22 protein-coding genes and 1 pseudogene are annotated in these 23087 nt (G+C 55.0%); 19 read left to right on the top strand and 4 right to left on the bottom strand.

The genetic code is table 11. The features are described 5' to 3' along the window. The first annotated feature begins 15 nt into the window (after nt 1-15). From rpoA to bfr, 4 genes are all read left to right on the top strand, one after another. Entirely contained in the window at nt 16-1017 is a 1002-nt protein-coding gene (gene rpoA, locus ABCR88_RS29460; RefSeq protein WP_007970428.1) for a DNA-directed RNA polymerase subunit alpha, read from the top strand. A gap of 42 nt (nt 1018-1059) precedes the next feature. Then, a complete protein-coding gene (rplQ, locus tag ABCR88_RS29455) occupies nt 1060-1446 on the top strand; it encodes a 50S ribosomal protein L17 (protein ID WP_007924175.1) in 387 nt (128 codons plus the stop codon). A gap of 176 nt (nt 1447-1622) precedes the next feature. Then, on the top strand, nt 1623-3071 hold the full coding sequence (locus ABCR88_RS29450; RefSeq protein WP_350023293.1) for a catalase: 1449 nt from the start codon (nt 1623-1625) through the stop codon (nt 3069-3071). Nucleotides 3072-3226: 155 nt separating this feature from the next. Beyond that, complete coding sequence (gene bfr, locus ABCR88_RS29445) at nt 3227-3691, top strand: bacterioferritin (protein ID WP_015637228.1); 465 nt, start codon at nt 3227-3229, stop codon at nt 3689-3691. Between the two features lie 118 nt (nt 3692-3809). Here bfr and uvrA read toward each other — a convergent pair whose 3' ends face one another. Then, complete coding sequence (uvrA, locus tag ABCR88_RS29440) at nt 3810-6644, bottom strand: excinuclease ABC subunit UvrA (protein WP_019094235.1); 2835 nt, start codon at nt 6642-6644, stop codon at nt 3810-3812. A 178-nt stretch (nt 6645-6822) separates the two neighbouring features. Here uvrA and ABCR88_RS29435 point away from each other — a divergent pair, with 178 nt between their 5' ends. The 7 genes from ABCR88_RS29435 to ABCR88_RS29405 all read left to right on the top strand — a co-directional run bounded on the left by ABCR88_RS29435 (nt 6823) and on the right by ABCR88_RS29405 (nt 14343). Further along, on the top strand, nt 6823-8217 hold the full coding sequence (locus tag ABCR88_RS29435) for an MFS transporter (protein WP_011063768.1): 1395 nt from the start codon (nt 6823-6825) through the stop codon (nt 8215-8217). A gap of 9 nt (nt 8218-8226) precedes the next feature. Then, nucleotides 8227-8736, top strand: a complete 510-nt coding sequence (locus ABCR88_RS29430) for a single-stranded DNA-binding protein (RefSeq protein ID WP_011063767.1) — start codon at nt 8227-8229, stop codon at nt 8734-8736. Nucleotides 8737-8940: 204 nt separating this feature from the next. Continuing rightward, nucleotides 8941-10131, top strand: coding sequence for a site-specific integrase (locus ABCR88_RS29425; RefSeq protein ID WP_350403785.1), 1191 nt, complete (start codon nt 8941-8943; stop codon nt 10129-10131). After that, nucleotides 10118-11701 (top strand): hypothetical protein, encoded by a 1584-nt coding sequence (locus tag ABCR88_RS29420; RefSeq protein WP_350403784.1) that lies wholly within the window; start codon nt 10118-10120, stop codon nt 11699-11701. Before ABCR88_RS29425 ends, ABCR88_RS29420 begins: the two co-directional genes overlap by 14 nt. Beyond that, the gene (locus ABCR88_RS29415) at nt 11701-13008 is read left to right on the top strand and encodes a hypothetical protein (RefSeq protein WP_350403783.1); all 1308 of its coding nucleotides are present in this window, start codon (nt 11701-11703) and stop codon (nt 13006-13008) included. The genes ABCR88_RS29420 and ABCR88_RS29415 overlap by 1 nt, the downstream gene beginning before the upstream one ends. Next, entirely contained in the window at nt 12969-13838 is an 870-nt protein-coding gene (locus tag ABCR88_RS29410) for a hypothetical protein (RefSeq protein WP_350403782.1), read from the top strand. Before ABCR88_RS29415 ends, ABCR88_RS29410 begins: the two co-directional genes overlap by 40 nt. A 25-nt stretch (nt 13839-13863) precedes the next feature. Continuing rightward, the gene (locus tag ABCR88_RS29405; RefSeq protein WP_350403781.1) at nt 13864-14343 is read left to right on the top strand and encodes a hypothetical protein; all 480 of its coding nucleotides are present in this window, start codon (nt 13864-13866) and stop codon (nt 14341-14343) included. A 198-nt stretch (nt 14344-14541) separates the two neighbouring features. On the opposite strand, the gene ABCR88_RS29400 is transcribed toward ABCR88_RS29405, so the two are convergent. Further along, nucleotides 14542-15027 carry a helix-turn-helix transcriptional regulator gene (locus ABCR88_RS29400; RefSeq protein WP_350403780.1) on the bottom strand — a complete coding sequence of 162 codons (486 nt, stop codon included), beginning with the start codon at nt 15025-15027 and terminating at the stop codon, nt 14542-14544. 523 nt (nt 15028-15550) lie between these two features. On the opposite strand from ABCR88_RS29400, the gene ABCR88_RS29395 reads away from it, so the two are divergent. The 5 genes and pseudogenes from ABCR88_RS29395 to ABCR88_RS29375 all read left to right on the top strand — a co-directional run. Continuing rightward, nucleotides 15551-15766 carry a hypothetical protein gene (locus ABCR88_RS29395; protein WP_350403779.1) on the top strand — a complete coding sequence of 72 codons (216 nt, stop codon included), beginning with the start codon at nt 15551-15553 and terminating at the stop codon, nt 15764-15766. A gap of 40 nt (nt 15767-15806) precedes the next feature. After that, entirely contained in the window at nt 15807-16535 is a 729-nt protein-coding gene (locus tag ABCR88_RS29390) for a metallophosphoesterase family protein (protein ID WP_350403778.1), read from the top strand. 65 nt (nt 16536-16600) lie between these two features. Beyond that, entirely contained in the window at nt 16601-17005 is a 405-nt protein-coding gene (locus tag ABCR88_RS29385; RefSeq protein ID WP_350403777.1) for a hypothetical protein, read from the top strand. Nucleotides 17006-17048: 43 nt separating this feature from the next. After that, nucleotides 17049-17291 (top strand): hypothetical protein, encoded by a 243-nt coding sequence (locus tag ABCR88_RS29380; protein WP_350403776.1) that lies wholly within the window; start codon nt 17049-17051, stop codon nt 17289-17291. Further along, nucleotides 17200-17472 (top strand): annotated as a pseudogene (locus ABCR88_RS29375) (DUF4113 domain-containing protein); the annotation flags it as partial. The gene ABCR88_RS29380 and the pseudogene ABCR88_RS29375, both read left to right, overlap by 92 nt. A 995-nt stretch (nt 17473-18467) precedes the next feature. Here ABCR88_RS29375 and ABCR88_RS29370 read toward each other — a convergent pair. Continuing rightward, on the bottom strand, nt 18468-19352 hold the full coding sequence (locus ABCR88_RS29370; RefSeq protein ID WP_350403775.1) for an ImmA/IrrE family metallo-endopeptidase: 885 nt from the start codon (nt 19350-19352) through the stop codon (nt 18468-18470). Between the two features lie 2 nt (nt 19353-19354). Then, complete coding sequence (locus ABCR88_RS29365; protein ID WP_160042032.1) at nt 19355-19675, bottom strand: helix-turn-helix transcriptional regulator; 321 nt, start codon at nt 19673-19675, stop codon at nt 19355-19357. 505 nt (nt 19676-20180) lie between these two features. Here ABCR88_RS29365 and ABCR88_RS29360 point away from each other — a divergent pair. From ABCR88_RS29360 to ABCR88_RS29350, 3 genes are read left to right on the top strand one after another with little or no spacing between them, the layout of a single operon-like run. Then, complete coding sequence (locus ABCR88_RS29360; RefSeq protein WP_258712420.1) at nt 20181-21266, top strand: multiubiquitin domain-containing protein; 1086 nt, start codon at nt 20181-20183, stop codon at nt 21264-21266. Beyond that, nucleotides 21263-22657 (top strand): ThiF family adenylyltransferase, encoded by a 1395-nt coding sequence (locus ABCR88_RS29355; RefSeq protein ID WP_350403774.1) that lies wholly within the window; start codon nt 21263-21265, stop codon nt 22655-22657. The genes ABCR88_RS29360 and ABCR88_RS29355 overlap by 4 nt, the downstream gene beginning before the upstream one ends. Continuing rightward, a complete protein-coding gene (locus tag ABCR88_RS29350) occupies nt 22657-22992 on the top strand; it encodes a DUF6527 family protein (RefSeq protein ID WP_350403773.1) in 336 nt (111 codons plus the stop codon). Before ABCR88_RS29355 ends, ABCR88_RS29350 begins: the two co-directional genes overlap by 1 nt. Nucleotides 22993-23087: the final 95 nt, after the last annotated feature.

The following is a 23087-nucleotide window of genomic DNA, read 5'->3' as shown; positions in this document are numbered from 1 at the left end:
AAAATAGGTGCATCCATGCAGATTTCGGTAAATGAGTTCCTGACACCCCGCCACATTGATGTGCAGGTTGTCAGTCCAACCCGCGCCAAGATCACCCTCGAGCCTCTCGAGCGTGGTTTTGGCCACACCCTGGGCAACGCGCTGCGCCGCATCCTGTTGTCCTCAATGCCCGGCTGTGCAGTAGTCGAGGCCGAGATTGACGGTGTGCTCCACGAGTACAGCGCCATCGAAGGTGTACAGGAAGACGTAATTGAAATCCTGTTGAACCTTAAAGGTCTGGCTATCAAGCTGCACGGCCGTGACGAAGTTACGCTGACCTTGTCGAAGAAGGGTTCGGGGGTGGTTACCGCTGCCGATATTCAGCTGGATCATGATGTCGAGATCGTTAATCCCGATCACGTAATCGCTAACCTGGCGTCTAACGGCGCCCTGAACATGAAGCTCGTAGTAGCTCGTGGTCGTGGTTATGAACCGGCCGACTCGCGTCAGAGCGATGAAGACGAAAGCCGCAGCATTGGTCGCTTGCAGCTCGACTCTTCGTTCAGCCCGGTTCGCCGTATCGCATACGTGGTGGAAAACGCCCGTGTCGAGCAGCGTACTAACCTGGACAAGCTGGTTATTGATCTGGAAACCAACGGTACTCTGGATCCTGAAGAGGCTATCCGTCGTGCTGCAACCATCCTGCAACAGCAGTTGGCTGCGTTCGTCGACCTCAAGGGTGACAGTGAGCCAGTGGTAGTCGAGCAGGAAGACGAGATCGATCCGATCCTGCTTCGCCCGGTTGACGATCTGGAACTGACTGTACGTTCGGCTAACTGCCTTAAGGCGGAAAACATTTACTACATCGGCGACCTGATTCAGCGTACCGAAGTAGAACTGTTGAAGACTCCGAACCTGGGCAAGAAATCCTTGACTGAAATCAAGGACGTTCTGGCCTCCCGCGGTCTGTCCCTCGGCATGCGCCTCGACAACTGGCCGCCTGCAAGTCTTAAGAAGGACGACAAGGCGACTGCCTGATCGTCGTAATCACCGAACGTTGTGTTTGGTAAGGAATGAACCATGCGTCATCGTAAAAGTGGGCGTCACCTGAGCCGCACCAGCTCGCACCGCAAGGCCATGTTCCAGAACATGGCGGTGTCGCTGTTCGAGCACGAGCTGATCAAAACTACACTGCCCAAAGCTAAAGAACTGCGCCGCGTTGCCGAGCCGCTGATCACTTTGGCCAAGACAGACAGCCTGGCTAACCGCCGTCTGGCTTTCGACCGTACTCGTTCGAAAGCTATCGTTGGTAAGCTCTTCAACGACCTGGGCAAGCGCTACGCTACCCGTGAGGGTGGCTACCTGCGCATCCTCAAGTGCGGTTTCCGCGCTGGCGACAACGCTCCTATGGCGTACGTTGAACTGGTTGATCGTGCTGTCGGCGGTGAAGCTGTATCCGCTGAGTAAGACGTCAGTCTGAAACAAGGAACCGGGCCTAGTGCCCGGTTTTTTGTGTCTGCCTATATTGGATATTTCTATCGTTAGCTAATGTGTAATGCATTGGATGTTGTAACACTGGTGGTCAATACTCTTTGTCAGCCGATTAGCCGGCAGTTTCACAGACTGACAGAGGAAGATTGAGCATGAGCCAGACCAAAACTCTTACTACCGCAAGTGGCGCTCCTGTCGCTGATAACCAGAACTCTCGTTCCGCCGGCCCCCGGGGCCCTCTGCTTCTCGACGATTTTCACCTGATCGAAAAGCTCGCCCATTTCAACCGCGAGAATATTCCCGAGCGTCGCGTGCACGCCAAGGGTTCGGGCGCCTATGGCACTTTCACCGTTTCTCGTGATATCACCGAATACACCAGCGCCAAGCTGTTTGAGGCGGTAGGCAAGAAGACTCCGACCTTCCTGCGTTTTTCCACGGTAGGCGGCGAGCGTGGTTCGGCAGACACCGAGCGTGACCCACGCGGCTTTGCCCTCAAGTTCTATACCGAAGAAGGCAACTGGGACATCGTAGGCAACAACACCCCGGTGTTCTTCATTCGCGACCCTCTGAAGTTTCCCGACTTTATCCACACCCAGAAGCGCTTGCCCCAGAGCAATCTGAAAAGTGCCCAGATGATGTGGGATTTCTGGTCCCATTCGCCCGAGGCGCTGCACCAGGTAACCATTCTGTTTTCCGATCGGGGTATTCCGGACGGCTACCGCCACATGCATGGCTTTGGCAGCCACACCTACAGCCTGATCAACGCCAAGGGTGAGCGGCACTGGGTCAAGTGGCACTACAAGACCAAGCAGGGCATCAAGAACCTGGCGCCGGCTGACGCAGCGCGCCTGGCCGGTACCGATCCTGATTACGCCCAGCGCGACCTGTTCAATGCGATCGAGCGCGGTGAGTTTCCGAAATGGAGCGTGTGCATTCAGGTCATGACCGAAGCTCAAGCCGCCGCGCATTACGAGAATCCCTTCGATGTGACCAAGACCTGGTCGCAGAAAGAGTTCCCGCTGATCGAAGTGGGTGAGCTGGAACTGAACCGCAACCCGTTGAATTACTTTGCAGAGGTCGAGCAGGCTGCATTCGGGCCTAGCAACATGGTACCTGGGGTAGGTCTTTCGCCGGATCGCATGCTGCAAGGCCGGGTATTCGCATACGCCGACGCGCATCGCTACCGTGTGGGTACCAACCACCAACAGTTGCCGGTGAACGCTCCATTGAGCCCGGTGAACAGCTACCAGCGCGACGGCTCCATGGCTTTCGGTACCAATGGTGGTGCGGCGCCTAACTACGAGCCCAACAGCTATGGCGATGCGCCGAAGCAGGCTCCACGTTATGCCGAGCCGGCCCTGGCACTCAGCGGTGCTGCGGACCGCTACGATCATCGTGAAGATACCGACTACTACAGCCATGCTGGTGCGTTGTTCCGCCTGATGAGCGATGAGCAGAAGGCATTGCTGATCAACAACATCGCGGGCGCCATGGCTGGAGTCACGGCTGATGTGGTTGATCGGCAGTTGCAGCATTTCTACAAGGCCGACCCGGCTTACGGCGAAGGCATCGCCAAAGCTTTGGGCGTATCGCTCAAGTAAGTCTAAATAAGAAGCAGAACCGCCCTCATTTGGGCGGTTTTTGCGTTATTTCTACTGGTTTTCTCAGATATTCTTCACTTTTTCAGCTGTTTCTAAGTGACCTGCAAGTCAGCTTGGTTCAAACTATCCACTTTCAAGCAGGGAGATGTAGGGCGATGCAAGGTCACCCGGACGTAATCGATTACCTCAACACGTTGCTGACGGGCGAGCTGGCAGCACGAGACCAATATTTCATCCACTCGCGGATGTACGAAGACTGGGGCTTTACCAAGCTCTATGAGCGTATCAACCATGAAATGGAAGAGGAGGCGCAACACGCCGACGCCCTGATGCGCCGCATCCTGATGCTCGAAGGTAGTCCGCGCATGCGCCCTGACGATCTCGACACCGGAACCACGGTGCCGGAGATGCTGGCCAGCGACCTGCGCCTGGAATACAAGGTGCGCGCCGCGTTGTGCAAAGGCATCGAGCTGTGCGAGTTGCACAAGGACTATGTCAGCCGCGACATCTTGCGCATCCAGCTGGCGGATACCGAGGAAGATCACACCTACTGGCTGGAGAAGCAGTTGGGCCTGATCAAGTCCATCGGCCTGGAGAACTACCTGCAATCGCAGTTCTGATTGCCTTAGGTTTTGCTGCCTGTTCGCGAGCAAAGCTCGCTTCTGCGGGAAGCGCAGCAACCCCTAGAGACAAAAAAGCCCCTGGCACCGTCAAGTGCCAGGGGCTTTTTCATGGGCCTCAGGCGCGGTCGCGGGTCAGCAACGGCTTGAGGTAGTGCCCGGTATGGGACTGCGGCATCTCCGCAACCTGCTCCGGGGTGCCCACGGCAATGATCTGGCCGCCCTTGGAACCGCCTTCCGGCCCCAGGTCCACCAGCCAGTCGGCGGTCTTGATCACATCCAGGTTGTGTTCGATCACCACCACGGTGTTGCCGTGATCGCGCAGGCGGTGCAGTACGTCCAGCAACTGCTGGATATCCGCAAAGTGCAGGCCCGTGGTCGGCTCATCAAGGATATACAGAGTCTTGCCGGTGTCGCGCTTGGACAGCTCGCGAGACAACTTGACCCGCTGCGCTTCGCCACCGGACAGGGTCGTCGCCGACTGCCCCAACTTGATGTAGGACAGGCCCACATCCATCAGGGTCTGCAGCTTGCGCGCCAGGGCAGGCACCGGGTCGAAGAACTCCCTGGCTTCCTCGATGGTCATTTCCAGCACCTCGTGGATGCTCTTGCCCTTGTACTTGATTTCCAGGGTTTCGCGATTGTAGCGCTTGCTCTTGCACACGTCGCAGGGCACGTAGATGTCCGGCAGGAAGTGCATTTCCACCTTGATCAGGCCATCGCCCTGGCAAGCCTCGCAGCGCCCACCCTTGACGTTGAAGGAGAAGCGACCGGGCCCGTAGCCCCGGGAGCGCGACTCGGGTACCCCGGCGAACAGCTCGCGGATCGGGGTGAACAGCCCGGTGTAGGTCGCCGGGTTGGAGCGCGGAGTCCGGCCGATCGGGCTCTGGTCGATATCCACTACCTTGTCCAGGTGCTGCAGGCCGTTGATGCTGTCGTGTGGCGCGGCTTCCAGGGTGGTGGCGCCATTCAGTGCGGTGGCGCTCAAGGGGAACAGGGTGTTGTTGATCAGGGTCGACTTGCCCGAGCCCGATACCCCAGTGACGCAGGTCAGCAGGCCAATGGGGATCTCCAGGTCGACATTGCGCAGGTTGTTGCCGCGAGCGCCCTTGAGGGTCAGGGAGAGCTTCTTGTTGCGCGGCGTGCGCTTGGCCGGCACCACGATCTTCACCCGGCCCGAGAGGTATTTACCGGTCAGGGAGTCCGGATGGGCCATGACCTCTGCGGCGGTGCCTTCGGCAACGATTCGCCCGCCGTGCACACCGGCCCCCGGGCCGATATCGACGACATAGTCGGCCAGGCGAATGGCGTCTTCATCGTGTTCAACCACGATCACCGTGTTGCCGATGTCGCGCAGGTGTTTCAGGGTTCCCAGCAGGCGATCGTTGTCCCGCTGATGCAGGCCGATGGACGGCTCGTCGAGGATGTACATCACCCCCACCAGGCCGGCGCCGATCTGGCTGGCCAGGCGGATACGCTGGGCTTCGCCGCCGGACAGGGTGTCCGCGCTGCGGTCCAGGGTCAGGTAGTCGAGCCCGACGTTGACCAGGAACTGCAGGCGCTCGCGGATTTCCTTGAGGATCTTGTCGGCGATTTCGCCACGGCGCCCGGTGAGTTTCAGGGTGCCGAAATAATCGGTGGCGTCGCCGATGGGCAGGCTGGTGACTGCCGGCAGGGTTTTCTCGCCCACCCAGACGTGCCGCGCTTCGCGACGCAGGCGGGTGCCACGGCAATCCGGGCAGGGCTGGGTGCTGAGGAACTTGGCCAGCTCTTCACGCACGGTGGCCGACTCGGTTTCCCGGTAGCGGCGCTCCAGATTCGGCACTATCCCTTCGAACGGGTGGGAGCGCTTGACGATGTCGCCCCGGTCGTTGAGGTATTTGAAGTCGACGTTCTGGGTGCCGCTGCCGTGCAGGATGACCTTCTGCTGATCCGCCGGCAGTTGGTTGAACGGTACTTCCAGGCTGAAGCCGTAATGAGAGGCCAGCGAACCGAGCATCTGGAAGTAATAGACGTTGCGCCGGTCCCAGCCGCGTATCGCCCCTTCGGCCAGGGTCAGCTCGCCATTGACCAGGCGCTTGATGTCGAAGAACTGCTTGACCCCCAGCCCGTCGCAGGTCGGGCAGGCACCGGCCGGGTTGTTGAAGGAGAACAGCTTGGGTTCCAGTTCGCTGATGGCGTGGCCGCAGATCGGGCAGGCGAAGCGCGCGGAGAAGATCATCTCCTCTCCCGGCTCGTCGTCCATCGGCGCCACCAGGGCAATCCCGTCCGCCAGTTTCAAGGCGGTTTCAAAGGATTCGGCCAGGCGCTGCTGCAGGTCGGCGCGGACCTTGAAGCGGTCGACCACCACATCGATGGAGTGCTTCTTCTGTTTATCCAGCTTCGGCAGCTCGTCCAGCTCGAACAGCTTGCCGTTGACCCGGGCGCGAACGAAGCCCTGGGCTCGCAACTCTTCGAAGACCGACAGATGTTCGCCCTTGCGCTCGCGGATCACCGGGGCCAGCAGCATCAGCTTGCTGCCTTCGGGCTGGGCCAGCACCAGGTCGACCATCTGGCTGACGGTCTGGGCTTCCAGCGGGATGTCGTGGTCCGGGCAGCGTGGAGTACCGACGCGGGCATAGAGCAGGCGCAGGTAGTCGTAGATCTCGGTGATGGTGCCGACGGTGGAGCGCGGGTTGTGGGAGGTGGATTTCTGTTCGATGGAAATCGCCGGCGAGAGGCCTTCGATGGTGTCGACATCGGGCTTTTCCATCATCGACAGGAACTGTCGGGCATAGGCCGAGAGCGACTCGACATAGCGGCGCTGGCCTTCGGCATACAGCGTGTCGAAAGCCAGGGACGACTTGCCGGACCCAGACAGCCCGGTGATGACGATCAACTTGTCCCGCGGCAGGGTCAGGTCGATGTTCTTCAGGTTGTGGGTGCGGGCCCCACGAATCAGAATCTTGTCCAAAAGTGGCCTCGATCGGCGGGCGTAAAGGCAGGAGTATAAAACCAAACACTGGATGGATGCACACTATCGTTCGGCGCTTTTTTGATCGCTGGCATGGGCTGCGCGGCAAAGCGTCGCCATATACCCCCTCAATCGATCCGACTGGTAGAATCGCCGCCGGTTCACATGAGGTTTATCCATGCACGATCCCCACAACGAACGCATGAGTGGCAGCGAGACCCGCGCGGCAAGCGGGCTGGCCCTGGTGTTCGCCTTCCGTATGCTTGGCATGTTCATGGTACTGCCGGTCCTGGCGACCTATGGAATGGATCTCGCAGGAGCGACCCCGACCCTGATCGGGCTGGCGATTGGTGCCTATGGCCTGACCCAGGCAGTGTTCCAGATTCCCTTCGGGATCATTTCCGACCGTATCGGTCGTCGTCCGGTTATCTACCTGGGGTTGATCGTGTTCGCCCTGGGCAGTGTGCTGGCGGCCAACGCCGATTCGATCTGGGGGGTGATCGCCGGGCGTATCCTGCAGGGCGCCGGCGCAATTTCCGCGGCGGTGATGGCGCTGCTTTCCGACCTGACCCGCGAACAGCACCGGACCAAGGCCATGGCCATGATTGGCATGACCATCGGTCTGTCCTTTGCCGTGGCCATGGTGGTTGGCCCGCTGCTGACCCGCAGTTTCGGGCTTTCGGGGCTGTTCCTGGCCACCGGGGCCATGGCCCTGGTGGGCATTCTGATCATCGCCTTCATGGTGCCGCGCTCAACCGGGCCGCTGCAGCACCGGGAATCCGGAGTGGCGCGCCAGGCGCTGATCCCGACCCTCAAGCACCCCGATCTGCTGCGCCTGGATCTTGGTATCTTCGTGTTGCACGCGATGCTCATGTCGAGCTTCGTGGCCTTGCCCCTGGCGCTGGTGGAAAAAGCCGGCCTGCCCAAGGAGCAGCACTGGTGGGTCTACCTCACCGCACTGCTGATTTCGTTCTTCGCCATGATCCCGTTCATCATCTACGGTGAGAAGAAACGCAAAATGAAACGAGTTCTGTTGGGCGCGGTCAGTACGCTGCTGCTCACCGAGCTATTCTTCTGGGAGTTCGGCGACAGCCTGCGGGCGCTGGTGATTGGTACCGTGGTGTTCTTCACCGCGTTCAACCTGCTGGAAGCGTCCTTGCCGTCGCTGATCAGCAAGGTTTCGCCGGCGGGTGGTAAAGGAACGGCGATGGGGGTGTATTCCACCAGCCAGTTCCTCGGTTCGGCACTGGGCGGCATCCTCGGCGGCTGGTTGTTCCAGCATGGCGGTTTGTCGGCTGTGTTCCTTGGATGCGCAGTCCTGGCTGCACTCTGGCTGGCCTTTGCTGTTACCATGCGCGAGCCCCCGTATGTGACGAGCCTGCGCTTGCCGTTATCGCCCGAAGCGATCCGCGAAGCCGGCCTGGTCGAGCGCCTGAAGGCCGTTGTTGGGGTAACAGATGCCGTAGTGGTGGCCGAAGAGGCCGCCATTTACATCAAATTGGACACCGAATTATTGGATCGCACGACCCTCGAGCAGCTGGTCAATCCAGCGCCGTCGGCGAGCGAAGCCTAGGAGAACGTTATGGCCCGTGGGGTTAACAAAGTCATATTGGTCGGCACTTGCGGCCAGGATCCTGAAGTTCGCTACCTGCCTAACGGTAACGCCGTGACCAACCTGAGTCTGGCCACCAGCGAGCAGTGGACCGACAAGCAGACCGGTCAGAAGGTCGAGCGCACCGAGTGGCACCGCGTGTCGATGTTCGGCAAGGTCGCGGAGATCGCCGGTGAATACCTGCGCAAAGGTTCGCAGGTCTACATCGAGGGCAAGCTGCAGACCCGCGAGTGGGAAAAAGACGGTATCAAGCGCTACACCACCGAAATCATCGTCGACATGCAGGGCACCATGCAGTTGCTGGGTGGCCGTCCACAGGGCGACCAGCAAGGCCAGGGCGGCATGTCCAACTCGGCACCGCGTCCACAGCAGTCCCGTCCTGCTCCGCAGCCTCAGCGTGAGTCGCGTCCAGCGCCACAGCAGGCCGCTCCGCAGCCGGCTCCGGACTTCGACAGCTTCGATGACGATATTCCGTTCTAGCCCGGATAAAACCTAGTTATGTAAAGAATTTTATATAACTAGCTGTTTTTACTAAGATTTAAAATGGGAAGCCCTCAGGTTTGTAAAGAAACCTGGGGGCTTTCTTTTTGTGACTGTAAAGCACTGCTCTGAAAACCGGATAAACGGTTTTTGACAAGCAAAGGAAACGCGCTAAACCGAATGTAAAGGATTCGGAGGTAGGTCATGCGCGTAGAACAAGTGATCTTTCCCACTGGTGATCGGTTGCCCATGCTCTTGGACGATCAAGACTTGCCAGTACCTGAGGCCTGTGACTGGATGTTGTCACGCCGCCAACGCGCCTTCGCCACGCAGTCACGCTACATGCAAGAGCTGTTAGTTGTTCATGACTGGGCGAGAGCTAGGAGAATTGATCTTTATGAGCGTCTGCGGTCTGGGCGGCAATTTACTGAAGCTGAGATAACCAGCCTGGTCGAGCGACTTCGTCGGCCCTCGAATACGACAGTTGTTGTAAAGCTGGCGGTGAGTCCCGGTACTGCCAATAAACGCATCAGTACCACGCGAATTCATATGGCTTGGTATATTGAAGAATTGATTGCCGACCCGGGTACTTCTGAGGCTCAGCGGAAACGGCTGAGTGATATGAAGGATAAGTTGGTTAGGATGTTGCTTGACTCGATGCAGTCACCTGAAGGTAATCGCTCTTACCAGAAACACCTGACATTAGACCAAACGCAGTTTCTTCAGGACGCACTTGACCCTGAAGGGACGGTGCTATTTGGAAGAGACAGTCGTGGCAGACTTCGCAACTTCTTGATGGTTTGTTTGTTGGTGTTTTTGGGAGTGCGAACAGGTGAGTTATTGAGTCTGCGAATCCAAGACATCAAGTTCGGTGCGATTACTTCGATTCATGTAATACGGCGAGGTATGAGCCCCGTTGACCAGCGCCGTAGACCGCCAAGTGTAAAGCGTAATGGCAGGATACTGGCGCTTGACTCTCCGCGTCTCGCCATCATGCTTGACGACTATATTATGAATGAGCGGCAATGGTTCATCGCGCATGGCCGCAGTAATGACAGTGGTTTTCTGTTTCTGAGTGACGAAGGTGAGCCGCTTTCGTCGGACAGACTTCGCCAACTATTCAAGGATCTTAGAACACGCTTCCCCGATAAACTTCCGAGTCATCTAACCCCCCATTCTCTGCGTTATACCTTCACTGATTTGGTGCACAAAGAGCTGCGTCGTCAAGGAAAGGAGGAAGCCGAGATTGAGCAGATCTTGATGTACCTACGAGGAGATTCTTCGCCCAAGTCTCAGGATGATTATATCGACTATGGTGCCGCAGGAACAGAAGCCCTCCAGCGCTTCCAGTCTCAGGTGGCCAGCAACAGGAATGCGCCCGATGTCCTTTTTTAGCGCGTCACCTCACCTGGAAGAGTTAGTCGCTGATAATGATTGGGCTGAAATTCCCGAGGAGTTCGTGACACGGGAGGGACGGCTAGCAAAGCTTATCGGAGATAAATGGCACCTTCCGTGCGAAAATTTGTACGGTAATGTAAGTATCCGAAAATATGGTTCGCCCATTCTTCAATGGGTTGTGACCAAATATATGATCCATGTAGCTCAAGTGACCTCGTCAATTCACTCCTACAACAGCGTAATTGAAATTCATGCAGTGCTGGGCCACCGAGATTTCTTCGCAAAATCATTGAGCTGCGTGGATCCGGAGTTGTTGAAGCCAGCGCTGATTGAGCAGTTTGAAATCTTGATTGTACGGTTGAAGGAGGAACGCAAACTCTGGCGCGCTTACCGTCCCATTCGCTGGTACATCTGGGCGGCGGAAAACTATCCCGAGCTGGGGTTCTGCGAGCTGTACGCAAGTGAGCTCGATTGCATGAAAATACCAGGTGGGCCAAAAGGAGAGGCGGTTCGCTCACAAGACCCTGAACAGGGGCCACTTCATCCACATCTAGAGGTGTCGCTGATCGTTGACGCGCTGCGGAGTGATGTCGGTCAAGAGTTCGAACATTACCAGCAGCGTGCTGCGGTGGCTATTTCCAAGACCTATGGGCGCAATCCAGCGAATTACATCGCGCTACGAGAGGAGGATGTCTTTGATCTTGTAGATGATCCGGAGGAACCCGAATGGGCGGTTAAGCTTCCTCGGATCAAAAAAGGCTTCAGGTCGGCTCGCTCAGATTTCATCGTTGAATCCCTCGATGACGAAACCGGCCAGCATATCAGGGGGTTGATCGAACAGAACCAAGCATTCGACAGCCTGGTTGAGGTGAATGGCAAGCTAATCCCGTGCGCGCGACCGTTGTTTCGACGCTTAGAGCCGAATCATCTGCGACTGCAAACGGGCGATTATGAGTCGGCTTATCATATCTACACTGCGCATTATGCGAAGCTTCTGCGTGATTTCGCAAAACGTATGGGGCTGGAATCACCTCTCACCCAGGGGCGAATGATCCTCACGGCAAGACGGTTCCGCTACACCGTCGGAACCCAATATGCCGCCATGGGAGTGTCGCGGAAGGAGTTGGCACATCGTCTTGACCACACTGACCTTCAGCACGTTCAGGTCTATTACGACATATTGGATAGCATGCGATATGCGTTGGATAAAGCCGGAGTGCTCGTCTATTCAAGGTTTGTCCACTTGTACCAAGGTGGAGGAGCGATTCCGCTTAGTTACCCGGTGGCGCGTGACCAACTGATTGTCACCGACCAGCATTCCCAGCCGGGCGATGTGGCGGCGTTGGGAGGCTGTGGCTTGGACGACCTGTGTCACAAACACCCGCCATTTTCTTGCTACCTCTGCCCCAAGTTCAGGCCTTATTTATCTGACATCCATGAGCATATCTTGGACGTGTTGATCCGCCAGCATAATGAGCGGCCTGAGTCGCAAACGCTGGGAGTACATCGTGTCGATGTGATTCTGGCTGTGGGCCAAGTAGTCCGCATGTGCCAAGGGGGGCTGTGATGAAGCGCTCTAAATCCTACAAGCGCCGCCACAGAGGTGCCCTGCTTGCGGTCGACCGGTCGGATCCGGTATCAAACCTAAAAGTGCTCGTTTCTACATCGCGAGCGAGGATCGCCGGCCTGGGCGTCAATCATGAGTGGGAGAGGGTGGTATGGGCTCTGTGTCCCACCTTGTTTGCCTTGACGGGTAAGCATATTGAAAGCGTCACGCTCAATTTCAGCTTACCCCAATCTTTGGGGGCTCAGCCGCTGCAGGGCGGGTGGGCGGACGTCGCGCGGGCTCTTTTCATCCAGCGTGAGCGCGAGCAGCATAAGTCGGTTTCCTCACATCGCACCTTTGTGGCGACCATCGGCTACATTCAAGCCGTCGCGAGGAACCGGGGAGTGGAGCAGTTAACTCCGGCGATCCTCGATCAAGCGTGCCAGTCGCTCGACCAGGATATCGCGTCGCCGCAGGAACGCTATAAACGGCATAACATCGTCAGTGAGTTTGCACGTCGATGCAGCGAGTTGGGGCTCTGTTACGTCGATCTCAAAGGCTACATCTACGACGGTCGATCCAGGCCCTCCAACTATGGGGGACGTTCTGGCCGTCGATTGGACGATCCTGCATTACTCACCGAACAGTCGTCACGCATTGTGGCAGAGCCGACTTTCAAGGTGCTTGGGGAATTATTCAAACAGGTTCCCCGAGACCATAAATACCGAGTGTATTTGTTGATCATAACGCTGCTCGTGTCTCTGGGACGGCGATTAAGCGAAATCACGCTGCTGCCTAAACAGAGGCTGGAGAAAAGAGCTTCTGGGTACTATTTCTCCTACCTCAAGCTAAAAGCTGCTCAGGGCAGTCGGCAGTATGAATTGACTTCAATGCCGGTGATGACTGAAGTTGTGCCTTTGGTTGAAGCGGTTCTGCTCGAATTGAATGATACCAGCGCCGAACTCTATGCATGTGCGGAAGAGATGTGCAGAACCAAAGGCCCTGACCTCAGGTTTTTGGAGGGGACAGCAGATGACGAGCCGCTCTATAAGACGCGGCTACTCGAGATGGGCTTCCCTTCTAGCGTGCTTTCCCCAGGCGGTTGGTTCGGTACAAGAGGGATGATCAAGTGGGATTTAGCGATCCCTGGAGTGGTTAAAAAAAATGGCTTTCTGTTTCGTCAGGACGTCGAACGCTATTGTCGAGAACACTATAAGTCGCGTATGACCCAGCCTCTGTATATGGCGGGTGGCCGTAATTACTTTATAAAAGACATGTTGCTGCTTAAATGGCTCGGTACATCCTCAGGGCTTACATACGCCAGATAGCCGATACAGTAACGGCGGCCTCCTTTGATAAATTTTTGCTGCATTTGGAGCCGCTTTGCATTGAGTATGCGTCTAATCGCATTGATCAGAAATTTACCTCTCATGACTTCCGCCATACCATGAATGACGCTTTGGACAAGGGTGGATTGCCGGAGCTCATGCAGACGGAATACTTTGGCCGAAAAAACCCAAATGATACAAAGGCGTATCAGCACACTTCGCCCGAAGTGAAAGCATTAAAGATTCGGGAAGAAATTATGCTTGGCCGTGTTGGAGGGGCGCTCGCTGAGCGCGTCATGAGATTACCTCAGGATAAAAGAGAGGCCTTTTTGGCTTCAAAAGTCCGGGCTGTTCACGACTTGGGCACGGGTATGTGCTTTCATGCATGGGAATCTGGCCCGTGTGACAGGCATTTGGACTGTCATAGTGGATGCCACCTTTTGGGATGGCCAAAACAGCCTGCCGAACCTTCTCAGCTTTATGAGGAATTGCTGCGTCAAGCAGCGCAGCACCTCCTCCAGTTAGAAATGGGAGAAAGCATATTCCCACTTGCCGAGGGCACGGATTCAAGTTGGAGCAAACACTTGTGCTTAAAAATTTACAATATTCTGGATCGGGCTGATGAGTTAGTTCCTGGAACTGAGTTAAATGATCTCTATGTTTATATAAATTCGGGAGCGTTCGACAAGCACGTAGTGCCTAAGCTAGTTGAGGACGTTGGCAAAGGGTATGAATTATACTTGAAGTGTCGTGACAGGTTTAATGATGCTTGTAAAGCCTATGCGGAGACTACGTTTTTTCCGGTGGTTCCTTTTGTCCCGGTTGGGTAGATGATTTAACCGAAGAGATAGCTTTATGTCCTATAGGAAGATGACAGAGGGTGATGTTGTTGCTATCGTAGGATTTCTTGAGAGTTATCGCTCTGACGAGAATGTGATTCGATGGCAAGATGTTGAAGCGTTCTCTAAATTCACCCGCCAAGCATTGAATGCTCACCCTAAAATTAAGGCTGCTTATCGATCTGCAAAGGATCGGTTGGCCGACGCTCGGCAGGTTGAGAGTAGTCCGGCACCGGTCTGCGGTGTGAGCGCGGAATTAGCCGAGGAAATTGAGTCCCTGCGAAAAAAAATTGCAGTTCTCGAGCATCAGCAAGTTTTATGGCGGCGAAGATGGTACTGCATTGCTTATCATATTCGTCAGCAGGGAATTCAGATGTTTAATGTTGATAGGCCCGTGCCAATCGGCTCCCCGCCGTTGTCTGAGAAGGAAGTTCGGCGGCTGTTAGAAGAATTTGATCAGGATATTCCGCCTGTGGCAAGTCATAGGTCTAATTGATGTGTGAGAAAATTTAGGATTTGCTGCTACTTAAAGGCTTTATGAACTAAGTGGCAAAAAAATATTATCCATTGGATGTTTTACTGTTGCCGCAATGTGTTAGAGACCAAGCGTTCGTAGCAGTGCACGAAGGCTGCGACTTTCTTGCCTCCTCGTGGCCATCATGTCACCGGTAGAGATAGTCGCTACAAACGCTGCTCAGGCGGCTCCCGAGCCGGAATGCCAGATTTTATGGACGGTTGAGGCAGCCATCCCTAGTTTCAAAGATGTCTGCTTCTGCGTCATTCCTTCAACTTTGCAGGCAAGCACGGCCTGAATTCTCTCTATCGGTATCGGTCGCTTGCCGGCTTTACCTGTTACTAAATCACCGCCTTCAAAATGGCTCGGTAAACCAGAGAGAACCCCTAGCGCTTCAAGCTTTTTCATCTCTGCCAGCAGACGGGCATTGAACGAAGTGAAGGATTCTTGGCGCTCGTAAATGGATGCTATCGCCAATAAAGCAATGGGGTCGACATCCAGTCGCGCGCTGATGCGCTCGAGCATGTCGAGTGTGATGTTGGTCTTCGCGTGCTCGACATTGTGCAAATGCCGCGCTTCGACTGCGCCACCTAGTTGTTCTTGAGACAGCCCTCGAGCAGTTCTGATCGAGCGTAGGATCGCTGCCAGCGTTGATCGCGAAGGCATGGGTGCTTCCCGTAAAGGGAAGGATAAGGCCACATTGATCAATTCCTATCAATGCAATATAGTGCGCCATTGTGAATTTCAGGTGAGTGGCTACCGTCGCCCTGCACTCGAGTCGTTGGGTGGGCTCCGCCGTCAGCAGCGGTTTAGTCCAGATTTGTCAATTTATAGCAATTATCGCTGAGGTACGTTGCTTGCCAACTCGGTGCGCCACTTTTCGAACTGCAGCACCGCAAACTAGGAAACCTGCACCATGTTTATTTCAGATGAGTCTTGTATGGTCGGCCTACCGGGGTTTCCCGGGCTTGGCCGCACGGCTTGGCGGATGGTCGAGCGAGATTCGGAAGACTTTTGGTATCACGTTCGCTTTCGCATTTGTGAAGGAGCAGGGGTTCGGTTCAAAAAATTGATGCCAACAGACCTCTCTATGTTGGCCCACCTAATCTCTCAGCGGGGCCGAGAGCACACGATTGAGGTGGTTCAGGTTGTGACTCCCGCTTGCATTAACGGGAGCTCTCTAGAACGGATGGAAAAGTTGATCAGTGTGATCGTCGGCTATGACAGAAACGGTGAGTGCGTACTGCTTCATAAAGTCGATAGCGGAGCGATCTACAGCAGCCCGCCCGGCGTGATCGACGCAGGCTTGCTCAGCAATATTCGAATGATTTACGACGCCACGACTGCCGCCGGGAAGCATTTCCATAGCACCAACTATCAGACCCCGACCACAGTGACGCTCTGATGGAGACAAAGTGAACCATGCCACGCCAGATGGTTAATCCATGAAGATCCAAATCTATTCAGATCTGCACAACGAGTTCTCTCCTTTCGATCCCACCCCAAGTAACGCAGACGTGGTCATCCTCGCGGGCGACATCGATCTGAAATCGCGTGGAGTGAAATGGGCGAACGAAACGTTCCAGTGCCCGGTGATCTACGTGTGTGGCAATCACGAGTTTTACGGCGGCCACATCGATCATACGCTTCGAAAGATGAAGGACGCAGCAGCGCCTCACGTCCACGTTCTCGAAAACGAAGTCTTGATACTGAACCAAACCAGGTTTTTGGTCACTACAGCGTGGACAGATTACTCATCGTCCGGAGACGTTGCCGGCGCGAAGCGCGTCGCGTGGGAATGGATGAACGATTTCACCGTCATCAGAGCAGATGAGAGTTACCGACGCATTCGTCCGGATGACCTGATTGCCAAATCAGAGGTTGCGTATACGTGGCTGACGCAAGAGTTGGAAAAGCCCTTTGACGGCAAAACGGTGGTAGTCACGCACCACGCGCCGGCATTAGATCATGTGGGTAACGATCATCCCGGACACCTCGTTGCGGCCTATGCAAATGAATGGCCGGATCTCTTGAGTAGGGCTGACCTCTGGGTCTATGGACATACCCACGTAACAGCAGATTTTTTCAAGAATGGATGCCGAGTAGTTTCCAATCCACGTGGCTATCCGACGCAAATTACCGGCTTTGATCCTGATTTGCTGATCGAGCTTTGACCACACTGATTAGGCCAGTGAGGTGATCACGTACCAAGTCGCGCTCAAAGATATAGAGGATTTTGATGGTAACGTTGGAAGAAATCTCTCGGTTGCTTTACGGCGCCGGGGAAGAAATGCCTGGCTGGAGCGACACACAAGAAGATCTGATCTCTGCCGCAGCAAAGAGGTTTCCAGGAAAAGCATTCTGCGTGGTGAAACAGTGGATACTGATCGACCTCACGGTCAACCCAGATGAACAAGAAAAGCTTCAGGGGCTCGGTCTGCTGTCCGGGACTTTGTTCGCACATGAGGTCGTTTTCGACAGTCAAAATCGCTTCCAGCCACAAATGTGGGTTCGCAGCAATTTCGGCGTCTCATTTACTGAAGGCTGCATGTTTGAAACCAAAAATACGGTGTACCTCCTCCTAGGATCCGGCCTGCGGAAAGAAGCCAGTCTTGCTGCGGCCTTTTCCATGAAAGCCGGGTAAGCGATGCACGCCAAAAAATCCACAGTGTCGGAGCTTTGATTGAATGCCTGAAGTAATCGAGGTCGAGATTCACGGCAAAGAAGTGAGCGACTTTCAACTGAGTCGCCTGGTGCGAGCATATCTACGCAAATACACGGTGCCGATCACCGCTTTCATCAGTGATGTTGCGATCATGAACGAGCGGTGCGTGGGCATACCCTACAGACGATGTTCGGTTGATGACAAAGGCAGCCGTAGAAGCGGTGGATCGAGTTTTCCGAACAGGATTCAAGTACAGCAAAGCTGAGGTACTCCTGGTCAACCTGTGTCAAAAGGGGGAATACACCGATGACTTTTTCTCGATCTCGCAACCGGTCGCCACTGAGAAAGTCATGGGTGTGTTGGACTCAATCAATGAGCGCTGGGGTAGAGGTACGTTGCGCTTGGCCATTGTGCCAAGCCACCCTGACTGGGGCATGCGTCGGTAGATGATGAGTCAAAGCTTCACGACGCGGCTTGATCAGCTTTGGACGGTGTACTGTAAATAGTCCATGTTGCCAGATAGCTTCACTCGTTTGACCTAGCTGAATTATTCGAAATTATGGCTCAGCAATAATTATCGCTGAGCCATAATTCCCAGTCGCTCCGTGCCATTCTCATTCGTCGCAATCAGCATCATTTCGAAGACCGATTTGCAATACACTGGACACCTAGCTGAGCTAGCGATCATCTCGATGATCCTGACTCGTCGATCTATGATGAGGCAATCAGGGAGATGTGGGTCTATCCATGTGAGGCCCACTAGGCGGCACTATGTAGTTTGGGCAAATTCCGCAGCTCCAATGACTTTCACAAGTTTTGCCACCAATTTTGGTAGCAACGAAAGCAACGCTCAATGGAATATTGAAGTAGGGATTTGATGCTTCGAGAAGTGGATAATCACTAGCTTTGTCCGATTGATCACCTCTCAGAGCTACTAACGTATGCAGAGGTAAAGACCGCACGAGAGCCAGGAGGTTTGAGTCGGCTTGCACGAGCTTATGGTCGACCTGAATCGCGGCTGAAATCGCCGACATGAGGGCAACGTTCACCTCTTCTTTGGAGGAGGGGACAGCTTCGGGTTGCAATTTTTTTGATGACTGCACTACATCGTGGTAGTCGCGGTAGCCTAATCCTTTGGAAAGAATCTCACGTGCGTAAGAAAGTCGGATTGGGCTGAATCCAGGCCACTCTCGCTGCAGTTTTTAGCGATGCGTTTGAAGTCGTACTTCGGGTTTAGATCGTCTGGATGAATTGGAACGCGCATAGCACTTCTCCAACGCGTCAGGGTGTCGGTTGCCCGCTGACTATCGTCGAAATGCGTGCAAGGAGAAGGTAAAGCAACCTGAAGCTTTCGCCTATGCGTACCGACCGCTCGATTCAGGTACTCGAATTTTCAGGTTAGCACGGTCATGCCCTCTGTCTAGAAAATGGCATGCCAGTATCAGCGAAATGTAGGTTCTCCCGTCAGAGGGGCCAGTAAATCTTCTTCGTCATCCGCCTCGCGATCCCGCCCGGGCAGAGTCAAGATTCCCAGGGTGTAGTTGTACCCATCCCCCTCTACCACAAATGCGTGCTCTATGATTTCCAGCCCTTCGGGCTCTTTCGGGAACCAATCTCGCGCATCAATTCGCGCCTTATCTCCCGACGCTGATCGAATAGAGCGTGCAAGCACTGATGTCGCTGGTACTTCGATGAGATGCTTCGAGGTAGCTAAGTAGGCTCCGCTTTTGAATGCCCGATCATTCGAAGATGACCAATCAAGGAACCCATCCTTGGCGGCAAGTACGACTACCCGCCCAGGAGCAATCTCCCGCCACTTGAGGGCTGCAGCGGTGAGAGATACGTCATATCGATCCGCACAATGTCTGAGCAAATCTATGGAAAGCTCCTGACCGGACACTTGGCTACGGAAGTCGTCAGCGGGCATGAGGAGATAGGAGGCGAATACGTCTGCCTCTGCTTCAATTTTCTTCCCAAGTGCATCCCAGGTGTGCATGTCCTTGGGGGCGCATTGGAAATCCTGCTGCAGATCGCGATGAAGAATGTAGTGAGCGAACTCATGAGCGATCGTGAAGTTAATCCGCCCCGATGACGCCACATCTTCGTTGACGCCAATGATCCACTTGTCCCCCTTGGGGTTTTTTTTGAGCATGCCTTCAAAGCTAGGGATAGGTACCGGCTTGATAGCCGAAATAGGTGCTTCAGGGCACACAGCTTTCGAGTACTCGAGCGCAACCTCCCTAACCTTGATCGGGAACTGGTCGAATCCAGCAGTACGTAGAACCTTCGTGATTTTGTTTGCTTCATTCTTCGGGTTCTTTTGCATCGTCAGTCTTCCCACCAATCGTCCACGATTTTTCGAAGGCGCTTCTTGTCACCTTCGTCAAGCGCTTGATATTTCCTAAAGAAAGCGCTGTCGGTTTCCACATCTTGGGAAGTTTCTGTTGCGCTTCCGAGCAGTGTTTCAGGCGCGAGATTCAACGCGAGTGCAATCTTGTTCACCTTGTCCATTGACGGATTAGGTTTGTCTCGGTTCTCGAGCTCCCACAGGTAGCTTTTACTGGAGTCCGTTAGCTCCGCAAGTCGCTCCAATGATATGCCGAGCTCTCGCCTCCTGGCGCCGATTTTCATTCCAAGGCTTGATGCCACCGTAATCACCTCCTAAGTCGTTCGGTGAGTGTACCACTGTACCGAACGAAAAAAACCCTGTTGACAGGGTGGCTTGATCAGGCGCACAGTGAGGTCGTCGTTCGGTGGCCTGATATGCCAGCGTTCGGTGGGAAGGGATGTAGAGCTTGGCAATATTGTTGGATTGAGCTCTATGTTTAGGCAAGCCGAAGCGTGTAATCGGTCAGCTTGACCGTATGACAATGAGAATAGGCTTAACGCCCGGATGAGCGGAGACGCTACGACGGAAGGGGGAATCAAGGGGGGAACGAATGGACTAGCGAAGAAAGAACCTAACCGATAACCGAGTCGGAGGTGCTGGGAAACGCAACTGCAATTGCGCCCCAGCGAGTGCATGAAGAATGCAAGCACAAATTCAGTATCTTCATGCGCCGTCGGGTAGTCAAGGCTACTCGATGCTCTGACGCACTCATGACGCCCGTCAGGGCACCTGTCCACGCCTGAGAAAAGGCGTGTGGAGATACGTATGAACGAATTTACTCAGAATCATATTTTCATCGCTGGTTTGGATCTCGAGTTCAAACCAGTTCCCCTCAACGACGAGACGCCGATCGGTACACAGATTGCCCGTGCAGGAGGGTTTCTCCCCGATCAGATGCCTACGATTCTTCAGGCACTTCCATCCGGGGCTTTCGAAGATGTTCGCCCGGACGAGCTTGTGGATTTGGCTGCAACGTCGCGCCGCTTCATCGTGGTCGAATCCGATCGCTCCTACTTCTTCGCGGTCGATGGTCAGCGTTACGAATGGCCGTGCAAGATCATCAATGGCCACACAGTGCGGAAGCTGGCACAGATTGCTGAGAACATGCGCTTAGTGCAGCAGCTGGAAGAAGAAGCTGATCGTGAAATCGCAGACGCTGACGTTATCAACCTGGGTGAGGAGGGCATTGAGCGCTTTGTCATCCGTAAGGCAATCTGGAAGCTCAAGATCCAAGGTCGTACCTTGGAGTTCGACAAGCCACAGATCAGTGTTCGTGAAGCTGCTTTGCGCGCTGGGCTGGATGTCTCCCAGCATTGGAAAATTACCCTCACGGCTGCAGGGCATCATTCCGAACTGACTAGCATGGACGCGATTGTTGACCTCAGCGCTCCGGGCATTGAGAAGCTGCGGTTCACTCCTAAGGATGTTGGGAACGGTGAAGTCGCAACAGCGGCCCGTCGTGTTTTCAACTTGCTGCCAGCTGACACGGTGTACCTTGACCAGCTTGGCTTGCGCTGGGAAACCTGCATCGGCACAGATGGTCTGCGTTATTTGGTGATCCACGACTATGAACTGCCGACGGGCTACAACCACCAATATGTCCAGCTGGCAATTCAAGTCCTGGCAGGTTACCCGGTCGAGCCGTTGGACAGCTTCTACTTGTACCCCCATGTGTCGCTGGCCACAGGTGTGCTCCCTCCCAACGTGCAACTGACGGCTCAGATCGATGGTTTGGGCTTCCAGGGGTGGTCACGTCACCGGACAACTGTCCCGTGGAATCCGCATGCCGATAACATCATTTCGCAACTGGCTCTGGTCGAAGGCTGCCTTCACAAGGAGGTTGGTCAATGAAAACTGGGGCGACGCTCGTAATGACCGAAGCCCTGCACTCCGTACTCCGGGAACATCTGTTCCCGGGGGACGGTTTGGAAGCAGCGGCCATCCTTATCTGCACGCGACACGAAGGTGAACGCACCAAGTTGCTCGCTAAATCTGTGATCCCGGTACCCCATGGAGCGTGCGTCAGGGAGAAGGATTTTCTGAATTGGCCTGGCGAGTACCTTGAACTTGCTATAGCGCAGAGTGAGGAAACTCAATCTTCAATCATGCTCGTCCATTCTCACCCAGGCGGCTTCTTGGGCTTTTCAGAACTGGATGATGAAAGCGATCAAATCACCATGCGATCGCTGTACGCTGGAGTGGAGGTCATCCATGGCTCTGGTGTCATGATCCCAGACGGCAGGGTGGTGGCTCGTACGTACGATGATTCGCAACGCCCTACCAATGTACGGCTGGTCTCAGTAATCGGTGACGACATACGGTTGTATTTCGACGGAGTCGAAGGCCATGCAGTCCTGGACGATAGATCTGGAGCGCCGATGGCATTCACTTCTGAAATGACTCAGGCGTTGGCGAAGCTGAGTGTGGCCGTCATCGGGGTCTCTGGCACGGGCTCAGTTGTGGCCGAGCAAGTTACCCGTTTGGGCTTTGGCGAGATCATCTTGATTGACCATGATCGCGTTGAGGAGCGCAATCTCAACCGGATACTCAACAGCACCCTGGAGGACGCGGCCTCCTCGGTATCCAAGGTGGAGATGTTCGCGAGCTCCATCGAACGTGTGCGGGGTAAAGGAGTGGCCCGTCCGATTGCAAAATCGATTGGGACTCGTGAGGCAGTATTAGCGGCCGCTGATGCGGACATTCTCTTCTGCTGTGTGGACACGCGATACGCCAGGATGATCGCTGATCGAATCGCTAGCCGTTTTCTCATCCCGCTCCTTGATGTTGGAGTGCTCATTCCTACGATGAAAGATGAGTTGGGAGTGATGATCGCAGGAGTTTATGGCCGCATAGATTACGTGCAGCCTGGTGGATCATCCCTCTCTGATCGTGAGGTCTACACCGGTGAATCGCTTCGCGCCGAGAGTCTTCTGGCTGCGAATCCTGACGCCTATCAGCAGCAGCTTCAGCATGGGTACATTCGAGGGTTCCATGAGGAAGCTCCCGCTGTGATTTCCCTGAACATGCTCGCGGCATCTTCATGCGTGATGGAGTTTTTGGCCAGAGCATTTCCAATGCGTGAAGAGCCAAACTGCAACTACGCGCGAACCTTGATTAAGTTCAGAGAAGCGGAGCAGGAGTTCACCGCTGAAAATGACTTTCCGAAGACCTCAGATCCAGGGCTTGCGCTTGGCGCCGCTGAGCCGCTGCTCGGGATCGCTGACTTGGCAGGTGGTGTGTGATGCTCAAAGCCGTAAAAAGAGCTCTGTATCGCTGGGTCGATGGCTTGCTGCCCGCTAGGAAATTACAGGTGGTTCAGGGCGATGTCCTGCCTAGCCAGTTGCCTTTTCGCACCCTAACTCTAGTTCAGGATGGCTCGGAGGATTGGTGCGTTGGGTTCAGATGTCCATGCGGTTGTGGTCGGACGATAGAGCTATCACTGCCGCAAGATGTGACGCCAAGGTGGACATGCAGTACCGATTTCTTAGGACGGCCAACGCTGCACCCATCAGTGTGGCTAAAAAATGGCTGTAAGTCGCATTTTTGGCTGCGAGAGGGCAGGGTCATCTGGGTGTGAAGGCGATGCGGATCACTGGCACTTGGGTCAGTGTTTCGCATATCCGGAGAGGAGGGCTATGGGACGGTGCACCCTGCTCCGTCCTGTTCTGACCC

Origin of the sequence: Pseudomonas sp. W17 (genome assembly GCF_040268305.1) — a bacterium.
GTDB classification, from domain to species: domain Bacteria; phylum Pseudomonadota; class Gammaproteobacteria; order Pseudomonadales; family Pseudomonadaceae; genus Aquipseudomonas; species Aquipseudomonas protegens.
Note: the sequence above shows the minus strand (reverse complement) of the source record. Positions and strands in the feature narration are given on the sequence as shown.

What these genes read in the sequence shown, in the direction of transcription:
- ABCR88_RS29360 (WP_258712420.1), top strand. Translation starts at nt 20,181, where the DNA reads ATGAACGAATTTACTCAGAATCATATTTTCATCGCTGGTTTGGATCTC.
- ABCR88_RS29435 (WP_011063768.1), top strand. Translation starts at nt 6,823, where the DNA reads ATGCACGATCCCCACAACGAACGCATGAGTGGCAGCGAGACCCGCGCG.
- ABCR88_RS29380 (WP_350403776.1), top strand. Translation starts at nt 17,049, where the DNA reads ATGCCTGAAGTAATCGAGGTCGAGATTCACGGCAAAGAAGTGAGCGAC.
- ABCR88_RS29430 (WP_011063767.1), top strand. Translation starts at nt 8,227, where the DNA reads ATGGCCCGTGGGGTTAACAAAGTCATATTGGTCGGCACTTGCGGCCAG.
- ABCR88_RS29390 (WP_350403778.1), top strand. Translation starts at nt 15,807, where the DNA reads ATGAAGATCCAAATCTATTCAGATCTGCACAACGAGTTCTCTCCTTTC.
- ABCR88_RS29450 (WP_350023293.1), top strand. Translation starts at nt 1,623, where the DNA reads ATGAGCCAGACCAAAACTCTTACTACCGCAAGTGGCGCTCCTGTCGCT.
- ABCR88_RS29420 (WP_350403784.1), top strand. Translation starts at nt 10,118, where the DNA reads ATGTCCTTTTTTAGCGCGTCACCTCACCTGGAAGAGTTAGTCGCTGAT.
- ABCR88_RS29425 (WP_350403785.1), top strand. Translation starts at nt 8,941, where the DNA reads ATGCGCGTAGAACAAGTGATCTTTCCCACTGGTGATCGGTTGCCCATG.
- ABCR88_RS29395 (WP_350403779.1), top strand. Translation starts at nt 15,551, where the DNA reads ATGGAAAAGTTGATCAGTGTGATCGTCGGCTATGACAGAAACGGTGAG.
- ABCR88_RS29405 (WP_350403781.1), top strand. Translation starts at nt 13,864, where the DNA reads ATGTCCTATAGGAAGATGACAGAGGGTGATGTTGTTGCTATCGTAGGA.
- ABCR88_RS29415 (WP_350403783.1), top strand. Translation starts at nt 11,701, where the DNA reads ATGAAGCGCTCTAAATCCTACAAGCGCCGCCACAGAGGTGCCCTGCTT.
- bfr (WP_015637228.1), top strand. Translation starts at nt 3,227, where the DNA reads ATGCAAGGTCACCCGGACGTAATCGATTACCTCAACACGTTGCTGACG.
- ABCR88_RS29410 (WP_350403782.1), top strand. Translation starts at nt 12,969, where the DNA reads ATGGCTCGGTACATCCTCAGGGCTTACATACGCCAGATAGCCGATACA.
- ABCR88_RS29350 (WP_350403773.1), top strand. Translation starts at nt 22,657, where the DNA reads ATGCTCAAAGCCGTAAAAAGAGCTCTGTATCGCTGGGTCGATGGCTTG.
- ABCR88_RS29370 (WP_350403775.1), bottom strand. Translation starts at nt 19,352, where the DNA reads ATGCAAAAGAACCCGAAGAATGAAGCAAACAAAATCACGAAGGTTCTA.
- ABCR88_RS29355 (WP_350403774.1), top strand. Translation starts at nt 21,263, where the DNA reads ATGAAAACTGGGGCGACGCTCGTAATGACCGAAGCCCTGCACTCCGTA.
- ABCR88_RS29400 (WP_350403780.1), bottom strand. Translation starts at nt 15,027, where the DNA reads ATGCCTTCGCGATCAACGCTGGCAGCGATCCTACGCTCGATCAGAACT.
- ABCR88_RS29385 (WP_350403777.1), top strand. Translation starts at nt 16,601, where the DNA reads ATGGTAACGTTGGAAGAAATCTCTCGGTTGCTTTACGGCGCCGGGGAA.
- rplQ (WP_007924175.1), top strand. Translation starts at nt 1,060, where the DNA reads ATGCGTCATCGTAAAAGTGGGCGTCACCTGAGCCGCACCAGCTCGCAC.
- rpoA (WP_007970428.1), top strand. Translation starts at nt 16, where the DNA reads ATGCAGATTTCGGTAAATGAGTTCCTGACACCCCGCCACATTGATGTG.